General features: G+C 64.2%; 13 protein-coding genes. 6 read left to right on the top strand and 7 right to left on the bottom strand.

Annotation, left to right across the window (positions count from 1 at the left end):
- Positions 1–64: 64 nt before the first annotated feature.
- The 4 genes from ACFZAI_RS14405 to ACFZAI_RS14390 all read right to left on the bottom strand — a co-directional run bounded on the left by ACFZAI_RS14405 (position 65) and on the right by ACFZAI_RS14390 (position 4,699).
- Positions 65–586 carry an AAA family ATPase gene (locus tag ACFZAI_RS14405; RefSeq protein ID WP_391567494.1) on the bottom strand — a complete coding sequence of 174 codons (522 nt, stop codon included), beginning with the start codon at positions 584–586 and terminating at the stop codon, positions 65–67.
- Between the two features lie 298 nt (positions 587–884).
- Complete coding sequence (locus ACFZAI_RS14400) at positions 885–2,198, bottom strand: c-type cytochrome (protein WP_391567493.1); 1,314 nt, start codon at positions 2,196–2,198, stop codon at positions 885–887.
- 12 nt (positions 2,199–2,210) lie between these two features.
- On the bottom strand, positions 2,211–3,986 hold the full coding sequence (locus ACFZAI_RS14395) for a GMC family oxidoreductase (protein ID WP_391567492.1): 1,776 nt from the start codon (positions 3,984–3,986) through the stop codon (positions 2,211–2,213).
- A gap of 2 nt (positions 3,987–3,988) precedes the next feature.
- Complete coding sequence (locus tag ACFZAI_RS14390; protein ID WP_391567491.1) at positions 3,989–4,699, bottom strand: gluconate 2-dehydrogenase subunit 3 family protein; 711 nt, start codon at positions 4,697–4,699, stop codon at positions 3,989–3,991.
- Positions 4,700–5,024: 325 nt separating this feature from the next.
- On the opposite strand from ACFZAI_RS14390, the gene ACFZAI_RS14385 reads away from it, so the two are divergent.
- Positions 5,025–5,627, top strand: a complete 603-nt coding sequence (locus ACFZAI_RS14385; protein ID WP_391567490.1) for a hypothetical protein — start codon at positions 5,025–5,027, stop codon at positions 5,625–5,627.
- 96 nt (positions 5,628–5,723) lie between these two features.
- On the opposite strand, the gene ACFZAI_RS14380 is transcribed toward ACFZAI_RS14385, so the two are convergent.
- Genes ACFZAI_RS14380 through ACFZAI_RS14370 form a run of 3 tightly spaced genes read right to left on the bottom strand, consistent with a single transcriptional unit; the run spans position 5,724 to position 9,852 of the window.
- Positions 5,724–6,479, bottom strand: a complete 756-nt coding sequence (locus tag ACFZAI_RS14380; protein ID WP_391567489.1) for a GntR family transcriptional regulator — start codon at positions 6,477–6,479, stop codon at positions 5,724–5,726.
- Positions 6,476–8,290, bottom strand: a complete 1,815-nt coding sequence (locus tag ACFZAI_RS14375) for a glycerol-3-phosphate dehydrogenase/oxidase (protein WP_391567860.1) — start codon at positions 8,288–8,290, stop codon at positions 6,476–6,478. The genes ACFZAI_RS14380 and ACFZAI_RS14375 overlap by 4 nt, the downstream gene beginning before the upstream one ends.
- Entirely contained in the window at positions 8,290–9,852 is a 1,563-nt protein-coding gene (locus ACFZAI_RS14370; RefSeq protein ID WP_391567488.1) for an FGGY family carbohydrate kinase, read from the bottom strand. Before ACFZAI_RS14370 ends, ACFZAI_RS14375 begins: the two co-directional genes overlap by 1 nt.
- Before the next feature lie 178 nt (positions 9,853–10,030).
- Here ACFZAI_RS14370 and ACFZAI_RS14365 point away from each other — a divergent pair, with 178 nt between their 5' ends.
- The 5 genes from ACFZAI_RS14365 to ACFZAI_RS14345 are packed head-to-tail and all read left to right on the top strand — an operon-like array spanning position 10,031 to position 15,568.
- Positions 10,031–11,071 carry a substrate-binding domain-containing protein gene (locus ACFZAI_RS14365; RefSeq protein ID WP_391567487.1) on the top strand — a complete coding sequence of 347 codons (1,041 nt, stop codon included), beginning with the start codon at positions 10,031–10,033 and terminating at the stop codon, positions 11,069–11,071.
- A complete protein-coding gene (locus ACFZAI_RS14360) occupies positions 11,068–12,648 on the top strand; it encodes a sugar ABC transporter ATP-binding protein (protein ID WP_391567486.1) in 1,581 nt (526 codons plus the stop codon). The genes ACFZAI_RS14365 and ACFZAI_RS14360 overlap by 4 nt, the downstream gene beginning before the upstream one ends.
- A 41-nt stretch (positions 12,649–12,689) precedes the next feature.
- Complete coding sequence (locus ACFZAI_RS14355; protein WP_391567859.1) at positions 12,690–13,688, top strand: ABC transporter permease; 999 nt, start codon at positions 12,690–12,692, stop codon at positions 13,686–13,688.
- The gene (locus tag ACFZAI_RS14350) at positions 13,685–14,665 is read left to right on the top strand and encodes an aldo/keto reductase (protein ID WP_391567485.1); all 981 of its coding nucleotides are present in this window, start codon (positions 13,685–13,687) and stop codon (positions 14,663–14,665) included. Before ACFZAI_RS14355 ends, ACFZAI_RS14350 begins: the two co-directional genes overlap by 4 nt.
- Positions 14,666–14,719: 54 nt before the next feature.
- Positions 14,720–15,568, top strand: coding sequence for a class I fructose-bisphosphate aldolase (locus ACFZAI_RS14345; protein ID WP_391567484.1), 849 nt, complete (start codon positions 14,720–14,722; stop codon positions 15,566–15,568).
- The last annotated feature ends 37 nt before the right edge of the window (positions 15,569–15,605 follow it).

The raw sequence follows: 15,605 nt of genomic DNA, 5'->3' as shown, positions 1-15,605 counted from the left end.
CATTCAGCAGCACATTCAGCCCCCCCCTTCAGCACCCCCTTCAGCACGCCCTTCAGCACCCCCTTCAACGCTGCGGGTGCCGCACGATGTTGAAGCCTTCGTCCGCCCCTGGCTCCACGAAGTACGCGGTGATCGCGTCGTACTGCTCGTCCGTGGTCGTGAACGGATGCGCGCCCGATGCGTTTCGCGCTTGCAGCCGGGCTTTGCACACCGCGTCAGAAGCGTCCAGGTAATGCAGCTGGTGCGGGCATCCGGCCTGCTCGGCCACCTGCCGCAACCATTCACGGCTGCGGCGGGTGTTGGCCGGAAAGTCCAGCACCACCGACAACCCTGCCCCGACCAGCGCCGCCACATGGCTGCCCATCGCGTTGCGCAGCCGGCTCGCGCACCGCGCGTAGTCGGTGATGTCCACGATTTCCCCCGGATACAACGCCGCCAGCCAGCTGTCTTCGCTGATCAACAGCGTACCGGGCTGCGCGGCCAGCGCTGCCGCCAGCGTGGATTTACCCGCGGCGATCTTGCCGCAAAGAAAATGCAGCGTGGGCGTGGAAAAAGCGGCAGGACTTGAAGGATTTGATGACGTCATGAAGGGCTCTCCGTTTGAAAAAACAAGCAAAAGGCGAGCCCACAAAAAACCCGCCTCTTGGCGGGTTTGTGTAGCGATGTTCCGACGCGCGCTAACCCACCATGATGGTAATGGTGGTAATAATCAGGGCGAACGGGGTCAGGGGTCGGCGCATGAAGCAGAGCTTGCGCCTGACGACGCCGCGTGTCAATTCCCTCAGAAAAACAAAACGGCGCTGGAAAGCCTGAGCTTTCCAGCGCCGCGGGTTCGCATCGGTTCGCAAATTCGCAAAGCGATGCTGGCCGGGACCTGCCGCCGCTTAACGCGTCGGCTGAGCCGCCGCGCCTACGTCCTTGCGCACCTTGGCCACATCCGAAGCGCTGACTGCCGCCCCCTTGTTGCCCCAGCTTGCGCGCACGAAGGTCACCACGTCAGCCACTTCCTTGTCGGTCATGCGCCAGTCAAAGCCCGGCATGGCGTAGGCCGTGGGAGCCGCCGTCGTGCCCGGCATCTGGGCGCCCTTCAACACGATGTGAATCAGCGACGTCGGGTCCGCCGAATTCACCGTCGAGCTCAGCGCCAGTTGCGGGAACGTTTCGGTGTAGCCCTTGCCGGTGCTGCGGTGGCAGGCCGCGCAGTTGTTCAGGAAGGCCATGGCGCCGTCGCCCTTGTCCTTACCCGTACGCAGCGCTTGGGCCACGGACTCGTCGTACGCCAACGGCTTGGTGGCGTCCTTGTTGACCGGCGGCAAGCTCTTCAGATACACCGCGATGGCGTTCAGGTCAGCATCGGTCAGATGCTGCGTGCTGTCTTCCACCACTTGCGCCATGCCGCCAAAGGCTGCCGAATGGCCGTTGCGGCCCGACTTCAGGAAGACGGCAATGTCTTCCTTCGTCCAGCTGCCCAGGCCGTCGGTAACGTCGCCGCGCAGGTTCTTGGCCAGCCAGCCTTCGACCACACCGCCCGACAAGAAGGCAGAACCGTCCTTGTCGCTCAGCGCCTTTTCTTGCAAGGCGACGCCGCGCGGCGTGTGGCAGGTGCTGCAATGGCCCAGGCCTTCCACCAGGTACTGGCCGCGCAGCAAGGCTTCGCGGTCAGCGCCCTTCAGGTCGCTTGTGGCGGGGCCGGTGACGACGTCGGGCGCAAACATCCAGCGCCACACGGTCAAGGGCCAGCGCATCGACATCGGCCACGAAATATCCGTGTCCTTGTTTTCCTGCTTGACCGGTTCCACCCCATGCATGAAGTACGCGTACAGCGCCTTCACGTCATCCGGCGTGACCTTGGCGTATGCCGTGTACGGCATGGCCGGATACAGCGAATGCCCGTCCTTGGCCTTGCCGTGGCGCACGGCCAGGTCGAAGTCTTCGTACGTGTAGTTGCCGATACCGGTGTCTTTATCGGGCGTGATGTTGGTCGAATAAATCGTGCCCAACGGCGACTCGATACCCAGCCCACCCGCAAAGGGCTTGCCGCCTTTGGCCGTGTGGCAGGCGATACAGTCACCGGCGCGCGACAGGTATTCGCCCTGCTTGATCATCTGCGCATCGGGCGCGGCGGGCGTGCCGTCGGCGGCGAACGCCGCGCTTGCGACCAGGGCCGAAAAGGCCGCAACAATGGTTTGCTTCAACATTGTTCCGTCTCCTTAAGCCTGGACCAGCGGGCCGGGGTTCTTCAGATACTGGTCGCGAATTGCCTGCGCGGCCCAGTAAGCCAGGGCGCCCACCAGACCGGTCGGGTTGTAGCCCATGTTCTGCGGGAACACGCAAGCGCCCATCACGAACACGTTCGGCACATCCCAGCTTTGCAGGTACTTGTTGACCACGCTTTCCTTGGGGTTCGAGCCCATGATCGCGCCACCCGTGTTGTGCGTGCTCTGATACACGCGCGTGTCATACCGCGCGCCCTTCTTGCGCACCGCCACGAAATGCTTCTCGGGGTTCATGGCCTTGGCCACGGTCTCCATGCGCTTGCCCATATAGCCCAGCATGTCGAACTCGTTGTCATGCCAGTCGAAGGTCATGCGCAGCAGCGGCTGGCCGTAGGCGTCCTTGTAGGTCGGGTCCAGCGACAGATAAGCGTCGCGGTACGACATCACCGAACCCGAAATGCCGATGGTCATGAAGCGCTGATAAGCGTCCTGCACGCCGGCCTTCCAGGCGGTGCCCCACGACGGCGTGCCCGGCGTCGTCGGCGTCTGCTTGATCGGACGGCCGCCGTAGCGCACGTGGCGGATGCTGGCGCCGCCCACAAAGCCCAGGGGGCCGTGGTCGAATTGGTCGCCGTTCAAATCGTCCATGCCCACGCCGCCCGCGCCGGTACCCACGAACGGGTTCAGCTGGGTGCCCTTGGGCAACAGCACGTTGACCGCGCCGTTCATCTGGTACGCATAGTTCTTGCCGACCACGCCTTCGTTGGTCTTGGGGTCATACGGCTTGCCGATGCCCGACAACAGCAGCAGACGCACGTTGTGCATCTGGTAGGCCGACAGGATCACCAGATCGGCCGGCTGGTCGATTTCGCGGCCTTGGGCGTCGATGTACGTCACACCGATGGCCTTCTTGCCCGTCGAATCCAGGTTGACCTTGATGACTTGCGAATGCGTGCGCAGTTCGAAGTTGGGCTTTTTCAGCAGCACCGGCAGAATCGTCGTCTGCGGCGATGCCTTCGAATACATGTAGCAGCCGTAGTTTTCGCAGAAGCCGCAGAAGTTGCAGGGGCCAAGGCGTACGCCATACGGGTTCGTGTACGGACCCGACGCGTTGGCGGCGGGCGCCGGATACGGATTGAACCCGACCTCGCGCGCGGCCTTCTCAAACAACTGTGCGCCATAGGTGTTGGGCAGCGCCGGCAGCGGGAATTCCTTGCTGCGCTTGCCTTCCAGCGGGTTGCCGCCTTCAACGATCTTGCCGTTCAGGTTACCGGCCTTGCCCGACGTGCCGCACACGTATTCGAACTTGGAGAAGTAAGGTTCCAGTTCGTCGTAGGTGACGCCGAAGTCCTGGATGGTCATGCCTTCCGGAATGAACTTCTTGCCGTAGCGGGTTTCGTAGCGCGTGCGCAGTTCCAGCTCTTCCGGCAACACGCGATAGTGCATGCCGTTCCAGTGAAAGCCCGCGCCGCCCACGCCCGTACCCAGCAGGAACGAACCGTTCTGGCGGTAAGGCACCGCAACGTCATCCACGCCATGGCGGATCGTCACGGTTTCTTTGGACAGGTCCTGGAACAGCTTGCCGCGCACGGAGTACGCCAGCTCGTCGATGACCTTGGGGTATTCAGCGTCCTTCGGGGTGTCTTGCATGCCGCCGCGTTCCAGCGCCAGCACGTGCAAGCCCGCTTCGGTCAGTTCCTGACCCAGGATCGCGCCGGTCCAGCCGAAACCGACCAGTACCGCATCTACTTTGTCTTTCTTGATCGCCATGATTAACCCTTCTCCCCAGAAATCGACACGGGGCCATAGGGGTACTTCACGTTGGGCTGGTCAACCCAGTCCATATAGTCGGCGCGCGCGCCGGGAAAGCCCACCATCTTCCAACCCACCATGTTCTTGTTGCCGCCGTAGATCGGATCGGCGAAGAAACCTTCTTTGGTGTTGGACAGCAGGAAACTGAAGAACGTCTTGGAAGGCACGCTTTCGAACTCGATCTTGCCGCCTTGCAGATCCTTCAGAATCTGCTCCTGCAAGCCTTTATCCAGTTCGGCGTACACCTTGCCGTGCGTCTTTCCGCACCAGGCGTCGCAGGCTTCGATGCCGTGACGATAGACCTCGCGCGGATTCTGGTTCAGCTGATAACCCAGTTCCGGCACCTGGTCAGGGTGGAACGGGCCTTGCATGTACCAGAGCTTGCCGTGGCCGAACGGCGTCTCCATCTGACGATCAATGAATTCCGGCACACCCGCTTCGATCGCGCCCGGACCATATTGGTCGGCGGGGATCAGGTGATCCACCGCGGCAACGATGAAGGCCCATTCGGGCTTGGTGAAATAGGTGGGCTCGTAAGGCTTGGCCTGGGCGACCTTGCCATCTGCCGCGTTGGTACAGCCGGTGGTGAGTGCACCTACCGCCAACGTCGACGCCGGCACAATGGCCAGCGCCTGCAGAAACCGCCGGCGCGGCTTTGCATCATCTGTCATAGACATCTCCGTGAATATTCCAAGTTGTCCTAGCGCGCTACCGAACATGAACCCTGGAAACACGAACTGCCGAGCTAGTGACAACACGCTCTGTGCTGCTGAAATCGAACCTGCTCTTGAAAAGGGACGTAAGAGAAGGTGCACGCATTATGCGCCCAGAAACGCATCTGATCTGCTCGAATGACCAGATCAGTTTCAATTTCTTGACATGGAAAAGTGTTTTGCTTTAAGGACAACGTAAGAAGCCCGCAAAAGCGGGCTTTTCTGACAGCAAGGTGAATGGATTCTGTATATTCCGCGACAGGAACCCTCACGGAAAACGAGCATGAGCGACAACAACACGAAGGTCTGGAAAAGTTCGACGACCACCCGCAGCTGGAGTTCCACCACCGACCTGACGCCGGAACAACAAGCCAGCATCGAAGAATTGCTGGACAGCAAAATGGACGGCGTCAGCGTGTCGGAAAAATGGAGCTACGCCGGCACTGAAAACGGCGAGACGTTCAAGGTCGACATCGACAACGGCGCAGTCACCGTGAACGGCCGCCGCTACGACAGCCTGGACGACGTCCCGCGCGCGGAGCGCGAACGCATCGAAGCGTTGCGCAGCGGCCAGGGGATGGAAGGCTTGTGGGGAATGTTGAAAAGCGCCGGCGTGGACGTGAGCGAGCTGGGTGGCGGCGCGGCGGCGCGTAGCGGCAAGCCCGCGTTCACGATTGAAACTGAAGGAGAAGCCGCCGATTCGCCCGCCGCCACGACGACGCGGCCCATATCACGAGCGATGCCGCTATCGCCCCCGGCCATCAACGCGGGCTCTGCCCTGTCGCCCGGCGCGGTGCCGGCTCGTGGCGGATTTCGCCGCACATTATTGATTGGCATCGCCATCGGCCTGGGGCTGTGGGTGGCGCGGGCGCTGAATCTGTTTTAAGACTAGCGGCGAGCAATTAGCGCATTCAGCATATTCAGCTCATTCGGCACATGCAGCGGGCTCAGCGCATTCAGCACATTCAGCGCGCTCAGCGCATTACGTCGTAGTCTGCACATGCAGACGGCTGGACTTGCAGCGGTGCAGCGCCCGGTAGTATTCCAAGGGCCGCCCGTTAGACCCATACGCAATCGACTCGATGCGCAGCAACGGCTCGGCGCTGGCCATGCCCAGCAATTCGCAGGTTTGCGCATCGGGCGCCACCGCATCGATCCACCGTTCAGCGCGCACGATGCGCAGGCCATATTGACGGCGCAGCACGTCATACAAAGAGCGGTTTTCCAAACGGGCGCGGTGCAGGCCCGGGGCAAGATCCGCGGGTACCGCCGTTTCCACCAGCAGCTGCAATTCCCCATCGACACTGCGCAGGCGCTTTAACGCCACCACCATGTCCGCTTCGGTCAACACCAACGACGACGCTTCTTGCGCAGTCGGCGCACGCAATTCCTGCATCAGCACTTGCGTGCGCACCGTGCGGCCCTTGCGCGCCATTTCATCTGAAAAGCCCAGCACGGTCGACACGAAGTCCTCATCGCGTTCGCGCGCCGACACGAAGGCGCCCTGCCCTCGGATCTTGTAGATGAGCCCATTGCGCACCAGATCGGCCAAGGCCTCGCGCACCACGATCCGGGAAATGCCGTACTGTTCGCCGAACTCGGCCTCGGTGGGCAGTTTGGCGCCTACCGGCAGTTCGCCCTGAAGTATCTTGCCGCGCACCACATCCCGGAACTGCGTCCAGAGCGGTGCGCCCGCGTTGCGGTCCAGGGTGTCTTGGGGGGAAATGGAGCTGCTCATGTCGTGATGGGGCTTGAAATCGAATCCGCAGGCAAGGCGGCGTTCGGGCTGGCCCCCAACGCCCCCTTGCTTGCGGCAAGGTCTACAAAATGCCGGTCACGCAGGGTGGCGGCGCAGGCCAGCCACTCTTCGCGCCGGCGCGTGGCGCTCCAGCCCAGCGCCGCGGCGGCCACATCGGCCAATTCTTCCAACAGCGCGGCGCTCACGCGCCCGCCTATCGCCAACAAGGTGCGGCGGATCACCAGATCAGCCAGATGCCTCACCCCGGTGTCCTGGCACAGCATGCGGATCTCGGCTGCCGAATAGGCCGGCGCGTGCTGCAAGGGCGTATCGCCCGCCGCCGCAAAGGCCTGCGCCAACGCGGCGGCACGAGAACCGTAGCGGTCCCCCAGCGCCGCGATGCGCGCGCGCGGCAGGCCCGATTGCGCCTGCACGTCGTCTATCCAGAGGCCCCGCTTGGCGCCATCCAAGGCCCAGTCCGCGCCACCGCCTATGGGCAGCGCTTCGGTCGAGCGCAGCCGCGGCCGGCCCAATTGCGCCAACACGTGATTAGCGGCTAGCTCGGCCAGCGAGCGGAAGGTGGTCCACTTGCCGCCGACCAGGCATATCAACGGTACGGTGCGCACCGCGTTTGGCGGATCGACCGCCACCGCATGGCTGCGAGAAATCTGCCCGGGCTTGTCGGCATCAGACTGCGCCAACGGGCGCACGCCGACGTAAGTGTAGACCACGTCTTTGCGCGCAAAGTGCAGGCGCGGAAAGACCTCGCCCAGCACCTCCAGCAGGTAATCAATTTCGGCCGGTTCGGTCGCCGCCAGGTCAGGATCATCAACCGGAATGTCGGTTGAGCCCACCAGCACGCGGTCCATGAACGGGTAGACGATGCAGACGCGCCCGTCCGATGCCTCGAAGTACGCCATGCGTCCGCCCAGCGCCGTGCGCAAAGCCGGATGGTCCAGTATCAGATGCGATCCCTTCGTGCCCATGACGCGCGAGCCCGCCCCCTCCAACGCACTGGCCGACCGGTCCAGCCAGGCGCCGGTGGCGTTGACGACGGTATCAGCAGTGACGTCCACGGTCTCGCCGGTGATCTCGTCGCGCAAGCTGAGCGTCTTGCCCCGGCAGGCCGTCACGCAGCAATAGTTGGCGGCAAGCGACGCGGCGTGGTCCGCGTGCGCATCTGCCATCAATTCCAGAATCAGCCATTCGGGATGGCTGATCCAGGCATCAAAGTAAGTGGCCGTCCAGCGCACGGTGTTGCGGAAGAGGGCAGCGTCCGCAACCGGCGTGCGGGCAATGCGATGGCCCGGCATTACGCGCTGGCGCCGCCCCAGGCGGTCGTAAAGCCGCAAGCCCAGCGCCACAACGAACAGGCCTCGGGCGCCGGGCGTTGCCGCAAACCCCGCAAAGCGCAGCACGCTGCCCAACAATCCGCCAAAGCGGCTGGACAACGGCACCACCGTTTCCAGCGGGTGCACCAGATGCGGCGCATTGCGCAGCAGCAGATTGCGTTCGCGCGTGGCTTCCGCCACCAGCCCGAACGCACCGCTTTCCAAATAGCGCAGCCCGCCGTGAATCATTCGCGACGGCGCACTGCTGGCGCCGGCGGCGAAGTCGCCCTTGTCCACGATCAGGCAGTCAACACCTTGCAGAGACAGGTCGCGGAATACGCCGACGCCATTGATGCCTGCGCCCACGATCACCGTTGAAAAGTGGCGGCCCGCAAGCGTGGCGGGGCGCACATAGGGCAAGCAATCCGGCGCGATTTCCGGTCTGCTGCCCGGCGACGTTTCCGGCACATTGGCGGCCATCATGGTGCGGACCTTGCAAGCTGTTCGAAGGCGGGCGCCATGCTGCCGATCAACGCTTCAAACCCGGCGAAGTATTCCGCATGCGCGTGCTCGGCAGCCGCGTCGGGCGCGACCGCAACGCAGCGCACCGGCAGCACATCGTCCGCGCACGCCCCCTGCGATAGCGCCGCATAGCCCGCCGCACCGCGCGCGCCGGTCTCATCGTCGCCACAGCGTTGCACGGGGTGCCCCATAAAATTCGCCAGCAGTTGCACCATCCGGGGATCGCGTGCGCCGCCGCCCAACGCCGCCACGACCGCGCTCGCACCCGCGCCGTTGTCTGCCCGCACGCCCAGGCCTCGCGCCGCCAAGCGCTTCAAGTGCCAGGCATGCAAGGCCACCACCGCGTCGACGACAGCGCGCGCCATGTGGGCGCGGCCATGGTGTCCCTTCAAGCCCACGAAGCCGGCCGTAGCGCCCGCCGCCACCCCGCCCCCATTGATGAAGGGCAGAAAGCGCAAGCCCTCCGCGCCCAGCGGCATCGACATGGCGCAGTCCACCACGGCCGCCGTAGAGACTGCCGCCGCGGCGACGGCCGCCTCGGTATCGACCGCCGCCGTATCGTTGAACGGCATGGTTCGCGCCAGCCAGGCCACGTTGGCCATCGACGACGGGCTGTTCTCTAGATACAGCCGATGGCTGGCTGGCCCATACCGCACGATGGCGCCCACGTCAGGCTTGGGCTCGCGCGCGGGCGCCACCACCGCGTTCACGCACCACGTGCCAAACACCGCCACCGCGTGGCCGCTCTTTACCGCGCCCACCGCCGCCAGCGACGCCAGCAGATCAATCGCGCCGACTGCGATAGGCAGCCCCGCGGGCAAGCCGCAAGCCGCCGCGCGTGCAGGCAGCAGATGCCCAATCACCGTGCCAGACGGCACGATGGGCGGCAATGCGCGCGCCATCAGGTCTGACAAGCCAGCCGCCTCAAACGCCATCGCTGACCACGCGCCCGTTTCCAAGGACAGCAAGCCCGCCGTGCTGACATCACTGGCATCCGTCGCGGCCTGGCCGCTTAACAGAAACGTCAGGTAGTCCTTGGCAAACAGCAGCCGCCGGATCTTCCGGTGTTCGCCGCTCTGCACCTTGAACAGTTCGGCGGCGATCAGGCTGGATTGGCCCGCCCAGGGCCGGCAACCCACCTCCTGATACAGGGCGTCGCCCCAACGCTGCGCCATGGCGCGGGCGCGAGCGGCGGCGCGCTGGTCAGTGGAAGCCACTGCCCGCCCCGCCAACAACCGCCCCTGTTCGTCCAGCGCATAGAGCCCGGCGCCATGGCCCGTGCAGCTCAAGGCGCGCAGGTTTGCCACGCGCGGCCCCAACTGGTCGGCCACGCTGCGCAGCGCGTGCATCAGTGCGGATTCGATGGCGTCCGCGCTCAGCTCGCACCCGCCGCCTGGCAAGTGCGTATACGGCAACGCGCCCCCGGAAGCGGCCAGCGTAGCCCCCGTCCCGGCCTCGAAGGCAACTGCCTTCAGGCCCGTGGACCCCATGTCGATACCCAGGAATATGTCGGCGTTCATGTTATGACATTGTCTACAGATATTTTTCGCAGGATAGCAGTGTTTCCCCTAGTAAAAGAAATAATTACGCTGCCATATAGTTCAGTCGATGTCATAACAACGAGTGAGCCAATTAGGCCCACCAACCGGGTATCGGAGCCACCAGGCATTGGATCAATGCGAGGAAAAGGAGCGCAACATGAGAAGAGATTTCTTGAAGACCGTAGCTGCTGCGGGCGCCAGCCTGGCAGGAGCCAATGCCTTTGCCCAAAGCGCGCCCGCGGCGCAAGGAACCGGGCTGAAAGGCGCCAGCAACGACGTGTATGTGATGAACGTCATGGTGTCCGGGGTGGAGTACTGGTTCCCGGTGTACGAAATGATGAAACAGCTGGGCCAGACCCTGGGCGTGAAGACGCGCTATTCCGGCACGCCGGAGTACGACGTCAACAAACAGCTGGCCTCGTTTGAACAAGAGCTGGCCCGCAAGCCCGCTGGCATCCTGCTGCATCCGATGAACCCTGACCCCTTCATCGAACCCATCAACCGCGCCGCCGCCATGGGCATCCCGGTCGTTACCTTCGCGGCCGACTCCCCCAATTCCAAGCGCGTGTCGTTCGTGACGTCAGACAACGAACGCGAAGGCGTGCAAGCCGCCGACGCCATTGCGGGCGCGCTTGACGGCAAGGGCGATTACGCCGTGCTGGAGAACCCGGGCCAGGACAATCACGACCGCCGCATCGCCGCCTTCATCAACCGCATGAAGACCAAGTACCCGGGCATGAAGCTCGTGGGCCGCGCGGCCAGCAATCAAGATCCCAACAAGGCGTATCAAGCCACCTTGAGCCTGGCGCAAGCCAATCCCAACCTGGCCGCGCTCTTCATGCCCGAGGCGAATTCGGCGCTGGGCGCCGCCCAGGCCAGCATCGAGACCAAGAAGAACATCAAGGTGCTGTGTTGCGACGTCAACGCAAAGATTCTGGACATGATCAAGTCGGGCGAGGTCTATGGCGCGGTCAATCCGAACCAGGGCGTGCAGGGCTACATGGGCATGATGCTGCTGTTCCTGGCGCGCAACCAGCAACTGATCGACCCCATGAACGACGCCAAGCGCAATGGCACCAATCCCATGGCGGTGCCGTTCCTGGACAACGGCCTGTCCATTGTCAGCAAGGCCAACGCCGACGACTTCTACTGGGATAAATACCTGGCCCGCCGCGGCACCAAGGGCATTAACGAATGAGCGCCCCCCCGCCACTGCTGGCGCTGCACGGCATCGCCAAGCGCTTCGGCGCGTCGCGGGCGCTGGCCGGCGTGCACTTCTCGCTGCAACGGGGCGAAATCCACGCCCTGTGCGGCGAGAACGGCGCGGGCAAGTCAACGTTGATGAAGATCATCGACGGCATCTACACGCCCGACGAAGGCGACATCCATCTGGATGGCGAACGCGTGGTCATCCATGGCCCCGCGCACGCCATGCAACTGGGCATCGGGCTGGTCCACCAGGAAATCGCGCTGTGCGGCGACGCCACGGTGGCGGAAAACATCTTCATGCCGGAAATTTCCACGCGCCCGCGCGCCTGGATGGACTTCGCCAGCCTGAATGCGCGCGCAGCCCAAGTGCTGGCCCGGCTGGGGCAAGACATCGACCCCGCGCGGCGCGTGGACGACCTGGGCATTTCCAGCCAGCAACTGGTGGAAATCGCCAAAGCGCTGACGCTGAACTGCAAGGTGCTGATCCTGGACGAACCCACCGCAGCGCTGACCGAAGTGGAGTCCGCCGCCCTCTTTCGCGTCTTGCACGACCTGAAGGCGCAAGGCATCGGCATCATCTATATCAGCCATCGCATGGCCGAGATCTTTCAACATTGCGATCGCGTCACCGTGTTGCGCGACGGGCGCGACGTACTGTGCGCCCCGCTTGCGGACTTGACTCCCGATGCGCTGGTGCGCGGCATGGTCGGGCGGGACTTGGGCAGCTACTACCCGCCCAAGCAGGGCGATCACGTGGGCGATCAGGTGGGCGATCAGGTGGGCGATCCGGTGGGTGATCACTTGGGCGATCACAACGACGACGCCCCGCTGCTGCAAGTCGACAACATTGCCGACGGCGTTGCCGTGCACGGCATCTCGTTCACGCTCAAACGCGGGGAAATTCTGGGTGTGTCCGGGCTGATGGGCGCGGGCCGCACCGAGCTTGCCGAAACCCTGTGCGGCTTGCGCCGCGCCCGCCGCGGCGAAGTCCGCCTGCGCGGCAAGCTGCTGCGCCTGCGCCGCTATGGCGACGCCCTGCGCCATGGCATCGCCTACCTGAGCGAAGACCGCAAGGCCGCCGGCCTGTTCCTGGAATTGCCCATCGAACAGAACGTATCGTCCATGGCGCTCAAACGCATCAGCTCGCGCTTCGGGCTGCTGCGCCGGCAGGCCGAACGGCGTCTGGCGCTGGAATTGGGCGCGCGCTTGAAGCTCAAGTCCGACGGCGTGGCGATCGACACCGCCAGCCTGTCCGGCGGCAACCAGCAAAAGGTGGCCATCGCAAAACTGCTAGCCACCCGGCCCGCCATCTTGCTGATGGACGAACCCACGCGCGGGGTGGACGTGGGCGCGAAATCCGAGATCCACCACATCCTGCGTGACCTGGCCAACCAGGGCGTGGGCGTGGTGGTGATTTCGTCTGAACTTCCTGAAATCATCGGCCTGTGCGACCGCGCGCTGGTGATCCGCGACGGCCGGCTGGCCGGTGAATTGGCGGCAAGCGACATGAGCGAAGAGCGCCTGCTAAGACTGGCGTCGGGGCTCACTGCCGAGGAGACAATCTGATGTCTGAACTTAAACCCTCCCCCTCGGCCGACGCGGCGCTGATGCCCGAGGCCGGTCTCACCGCCCGCCGGCCCGCGCTCGAAAGCAAGCTGCGGCACAAGCTGGCCAGCATGCGCGAAGCGGGCTTGCTGCTGATCATCGCCCTGCTGGCCATCGGCATGAGCTTCGCGTCGCCCCACTTTCTAACGTGGGAAAACATCCGGGCGATGCTGTTGTCATTCTCCATCGAAGGCATCGTGGTCGTCGGCATGACCTTACTGGTGATCGTGGGCGGGATCGACCTGTCGGTGGGTTCGGTCGTCTGCATGGCGATGGTCATTACCGGCAAGCTGTTCCTGATGGGGGTCGACCCCTGGACCGCCAGCCTAGCCGCCATCGGCGCAAGCGCCATCGTCGGCGCACTGATTGGCCTGTGCGTCACCCGGATCGGGCTCAGCCATTTCATTGCATCACTGGCCTTCATGGTGATCGTGCGCGGCTTGTCGCTGGCCATTACCCAAGGCACGCCGCAGTCGCTGTTTTCCCTGCCGGCGCAATTCAAGTTCATCGGCCAGGGCGTCATCGGCGGCATCCCGGCGGTAATCCTGATCTTCGCCGCGATTGTTCTTATCAGCGACTTCGCGCTGCGCCGCGCCGCCCTGCTGCGCAAGGTGTTCTACACCGGCAGCAATGAGAAAGCCGCGCTTTATTCCGGCATCCGCACCGGCCACGTGAAATTCTGGGTCACCGTGTTGTGCTCGGCGCTGGCGGGGGTGGCGGGCGTGGTCTACACCGCGCGCTTCGGCGCCGCCACGCCCACGTTCGGCCTGGGCATGGAACTGAACGTCATCGCCGCCGTCGTGATTGGCGGCGCCAGTTTGAAAGGCGGCTCGGGCACCGTGCTGGGCGCCGTGCTGGGGCTGGCGCTGCTGTCGGTAGTGACCAGCTCACTCATCCTGCTGGACGTATCGCCGTACTGGCAAGACGTGGTCAAGGGCTTGATTCTGCTTGCCGCGGTCACCGTCGATCATCTTATGAACGTCAAGAAGGGACACCGATGAACATCACCACGTTGGGCGCATCCGGCATCACCTGCGACTCCGTCGGGCTGGGCACCTGGGCAATGGGCGGCTGGATGTGGGGAGGCGGCGATGACGCCGCCGCCATCGACGCCATCCGCGCATCCGTTGACGCGGGCGTGCGCCTGATCGACACCGCGCCCGCCTATGGCTTGGGGCATGCCGAATCCCTGGTAGGCACGGCCTTGAAAGGCCGCCGCCACGACGCCATCATCGCCACCAAATGCGGGTTGGTGTGGCACACCCAGCAAGGCGCGCATTTTTTTGACGAAGACGGCAAGCCCGTGCACCGCTTTCTTGGCCGCGACTCGATCTTCCATGAAGTCGAACAGAGCCTGGCGCGTTTGCAGACCGACTACATCGATCTCTACATCACGCATTGGCAAGACAGCACCACGCCCGTCGCCCAGACCATGGACGCCTTGCTGACCCTGAAACGGCAAGGCAAGATCCGCGCCATCGGCGTGAGCAACGTGTCCGCCGACACGCTGGCGGAGTACCTGCAACATGGCCAGGTCGACGCCATCCAGGAACGGTACAGCCTGATTGACCGCGACATCGAGTCCACCTTGTTGCCGCTGTGCCGGGAGCATGGCGTGGCGTCGCTGGGGTATTCATCGCTGGCGCTTGGCCTGCTGGCCGGCCCGATCGACCCGGCGCGCCAATTCACCGGCGACGACCAGCGCGCAGGCAACCCACGCTTTTCCGCCGCCAACCGCTTGCGGCTACAGACCTTCTTCCAGGAATTGGAACCGGTGCGGCAACGCTTGGGATGTTCGCTGGCGCAACTGATGATCGCCTGGACCACCCGCCCGGGCGGCGTCACGCTGGCCTTGTGCGGCGCGCGCACGCCCGAGCAGGCGCGCCAGAACGCAGGCGCCGCGTCGATCACCCTGAACGCCGGCGCCATAACCGCTATCAACACGGCGGCGCAACGCCATCTGTCGGCGCTGGATTGAACATCCGTTTCGCTACAAGCGCGCCGCCCCCCATTCCACCTCAAGGACGCCAAGATGCCGCAAGATAAAACCGCCCGCCTGAACCGACTGCTGAACGGCGGACGCTGCCTGGACATCGCCGTCGACCACGGGGTCTGCAACGAACCCAGCTTCCTGGATGGCCTGGAAGACATGCCCGCCGTCATCGAGCAACTGGCTGCCGCGCAGCCCGACGCAATCCAGCTCAACTTCGGCCAGGCCGACCTGCTGCAACATCGCCCCGGCCGCAACAAACCGGCGCTGGTCATGCGCCTGGACATGGGCAACCCCTATAACGCCACCACGCACCGCGTGATGTGGGCGGTGTTGCAAAACACGCAAGACCCCGTGTTGCCCGCCGTGCAAATGGACGCGGCCTGCGTCGTCGTCAATCTGTTCATGCTGCCTGACGAGCCCGACCTGTTCCGCCAGTGCGTGGCCAACATCGCGCGAGTGCGGGCTGATTGCGACCGCTATGGCGTGCCGCTGATGATCGAACCCCTGGTCATGGCGCCGCACTCTGCCAAAGGCGGGTACATGGTCGACGGCGACGCCGAGAAAATCGTGACGCTGGTGCGCCTTGCCCGCGAAATGGGCGCCGACATCATCAAGGCCGACCCCACGACCCACACCCAGGACTTCCACCGCGTCGTGCAGGCCGCGCGCTGCCCGGTGCTGGTGCGCGGCGGAGGCCGGGAAGATCTGCGACGCGTATTCGAAAGATCGCGCGAACTGCTGGATCAAGGCGCGGTGGGCTTGGTGTACGGCCGCAACGTCTACCAACACGCCAACCCGCAAGCGGTGGTGCAGGCGCTGATGGCGATGATTCACCAAAACGCCAGCGCACAAGATGCGTGGGGCGTGTATGAACGAGGGGGAAGCTAAGGCCGGGGTAAGCGCGCGAAACCGTATCAGGCGAGCA

Origin of the sequence: Achromobacter sp. NPDC008082, from assembly GCF_042957345.1 — a bacterium.
Classification (GTDB): domain Bacteria; phylum Pseudomonadota; class Gammaproteobacteria; order Burkholderiales; family Burkholderiaceae_B; genus Achromobacter; species Achromobacter kerstersii_A.
Note: the sequence above shows the minus strand (reverse complement) of the source record. Positions and strands in the feature narration are given on the sequence as shown.

Coding starts and splice junctions, on each gene's coding strand:
- ACFZAI_RS14405 (WP_391567494.1), bottom strand. CDS start 586: ATGACGTCATCAAATCCTTCAAGTCCTGCCGCTTTTTCCACGCCCACG.
- ACFZAI_RS14400 (WP_391567493.1), bottom strand. CDS start 2,198: ATGTTGAAGCAAACCATTGTTGCGGCCTTTTCGGCCCTGGTCGCAAGC.
- ACFZAI_RS14395 (WP_391567492.1), bottom strand. CDS start 3,986: ATGGCGATCAAGAAAGACAAAGTAGATGCGGTACTGGTCGGTTTCGGC.
- ACFZAI_RS14390 (WP_391567491.1), bottom strand. CDS start 4,699: ATGACAGATGATGCAAAGCCGCGCCGGCGGTTTCTGCAGGCGCTGGCC.
- ACFZAI_RS14385 (WP_391567490.1), top strand. CDS start 5,025: ATGAGCGACAACAACACGAAGGTCTGGAAAAGTTCGACGACCACCCGC.
- ACFZAI_RS14380 (WP_391567489.1), bottom strand. CDS start 6,479: ATGAGCAGCTCCATTTCCCCCCAAGACACCCTGGACCGCAACGCGGGC.
- ACFZAI_RS14375 (WP_391567860.1), bottom strand. CDS start 8,290: ATGGCCGCCAATGTGCCGGAAACGTCGCCGGGCAGCAGACCGGAAATC.
- ACFZAI_RS14370 (WP_391567488.1), bottom strand. CDS start 9,852: ATGAACGCCGACATATTCCTGGGTATCGACATGGGGTCCACGGGCCTG.
- ACFZAI_RS14365 (WP_391567487.1), top strand. CDS start 10,031: ATGAGAAGAGATTTCTTGAAGACCGTAGCTGCTGCGGGCGCCAGCCTG.
- ACFZAI_RS14360 (WP_391567486.1), top strand. CDS start 11,068: ATGAGCGCCCCCCCGCCACTGCTGGCGCTGCACGGCATCGCCAAGCGC.
- ACFZAI_RS14355 (WP_391567859.1), top strand. CDS start 12,690: ATGCCCGAGGCCGGTCTCACCGCCCGCCGGCCCGCGCTCGAAAGCAAG.
- ACFZAI_RS14350 (WP_391567485.1), top strand. CDS start 13,685: ATGAACATCACCACGTTGGGCGCATCCGGCATCACCTGCGACTCCGTC.
- ACFZAI_RS14345 (WP_391567484.1), top strand. CDS start 14,720: ATGCCGCAAGATAAAACCGCCCGCCTGAACCGACTGCTGAACGGCGGA.